At 38.6% G+C, this 1,879-nt stretch carries 2 protein-coding genes; both read left to right on the top strand.

The window, feature by feature from the left end:
• Positions 1-985, top strand: a 985-nt coding sequence (locus tag FTV30_RS16550; protein WP_349665759.1) for a S1 family peptidase, incomplete at its 5' end; no start/stop codon positions are given.
• 2 nt (positions 986-987) lie between these two features.
• Positions 988-1,488: an META domain-containing protein gene (locus FTV30_RS15955; RefSeq protein ID WP_074163995.1), complete on the top strand. Its 501-nt coding sequence runs from the start codon at positions 988-990 to the stop codon at positions 1,486-1,488.
• Positions 1,489-1,879 lie beyond the last annotated feature (391 nt).

Genomic DNA, 1,879 nt, shown 5'->3' with positions numbered 1-1,879 from the left:
AGTACCAGCGTACGGCCCACAGAATGATGTCACGCTGAAAATGCCGGCCTTTGAATGGGTTCATGTGCAGCTCCATCAGCAAAAGGGGATGATAAGTTTATCACCACCGACTATTTGCAACAGTGCCGAAAATAGCATTGATTTAGAGCTTTATGATCCAAAGCATACTGCAACCAACCAAACACAGGGTTTGAAATTACTGAGCAGTGAAAAACCTAGAACATTAACCAATGTCCCACTTAAAGTAACGACCACTAATATTCCATTAAGACATAGTGCCGCAGTAAGGGCAGCAGAAACCATGCTGATGGCGGATAGTACAACTTCAACCACTTTTTATAATTGTACAACAGGTTTTAATGTGAAAAACGCTGCGGGTACAAAATTTGCGACCACAGCGGCTCACTGTAAGAATTACAAAATTACTGTAGATGACCGCAAGACAACTGGCAATGATAATATTGCACTAACCTTTGTGGGAGACTTCTGGAATGGTAGTCAGGATTTCCAAACCATGAGTTTAGTATCATCTACACATACCTTGAACCCAGAATTTTTCGCCAGTGACAATGTGGTCAAAACTCTAACTGGTCGACGTACACAAGGTAACACACCTGTTGGTACGTATGTCTGTCATTATGGAATGAAAACTGGTTATAGTTGTGGTACGGTTCAGTCGACCGCATTTAAAGCATTTGGTACTGACAATAAATGTGGACCATCAGGGGCAGGTGTGTGTAATGCAACATGGGTAAAAGTTTCAGGTCCAACGTTGGATTGTTGGGGTGGCGATAGTGGTGGTCCAATCTTTATTGGAAGTGTGGCGGCAGGGTTATTATCTACTGCAACTTATCAAGGCACATGGAGTTCTTCCATGAAAGGTCAGGGGTATTGCGGAGGTGCCGCCAAACCTAATGGATATATGACCTATATGTCTACTGATGAACTCTATAAAGAGGGTTACTCATTATTATACGGACAATAACGATGACTAGAATATTTATACTGATGTTCGTCGTTGGACTTTTGAGCGCTTGTCATAAGCCTTCATCAGCCGATCAGTCCAAGATACAAGAATTACAAGTGATGTCCTTTAGTGAGCAGACCTTGGCGCAATTTTCTTGGGAATTAATCGAGGCAACAAATGCTAATAGTGAACGTATAGATTCATTATTTCTGGCTTCAAAACCTGACCAACCTATCACGCTAAAATTTGCAGAAAAGATGCTGTATATTGGGAATTTGTTTTGTAATATAAATTCGATTGGTATTCATTTTAAGGGCAATCATTTATATGCTGAACAACCAATTGTTGCCACAATGATGGGCTGTCCTGATGATATCAACTTACGTGAAAGTACGATGATAGATATTCTGGTGAATGCTCCCACATTATATCTTCAATCTCGTAAGGGGCAGGCACAACTGCTTATAGAAACACAAAAAAAAGAGAAATTGATTTTTAAAGGTGTTCAAGTCAACAAGTAGTCTAAATTCTTGCAGTACACTGATGAAAATCATAAGGTAAAGTTAGATATGAGGAAGCCCAATCATTTAGTTGGGCTTCTTTGTTTAAATATAATTTTAAGAGCCGGTAACTTATTTTCTGTAAGTTCCCTTTTACTATTTTTCTTTTGAGTATTTTATTAATCTAATTCTTTTACGCACTCAATAAGTATTACCACTATACCAACTCTTAGAAAGAGCTTTGAATTCCCTATTTAACATAATGGATATTATACGAAATTGAAATGTAAGCCCAAAATAGAAATGTCCGGTTTCTCCAAAGTAAAAATGTCCGCTTTTAGAATATGCACTTTTGCGATTATTGAAGCGGACGGTTTGATATGTTGGTGTCTATGTCGGATAAAGAACTTAA

The organism is Acinetobacter sp. YH12255 (assembly GCF_013417355.1).
Lineage (GTDB): Bacteria > Pseudomonadota > Gammaproteobacteria > Pseudomonadales > Moraxellaceae > Acinetobacter > Acinetobacter pseudolwoffii.
The sequence above is the reverse complement of the archived record's forward strand: the minus strand, read 5'-3'. Positions and strand labels throughout refer to the sequence as shown.

Bases quoted from the DNA above. Each gene is read 5' to 3' on its own strand.
- FTV30_RS15955 (WP_074163995.1), top strand. From the start codon at position 988: ATGACTAGAATATTTATACTGATGTTCGTCGTTGGACTTTTGAGCGCT.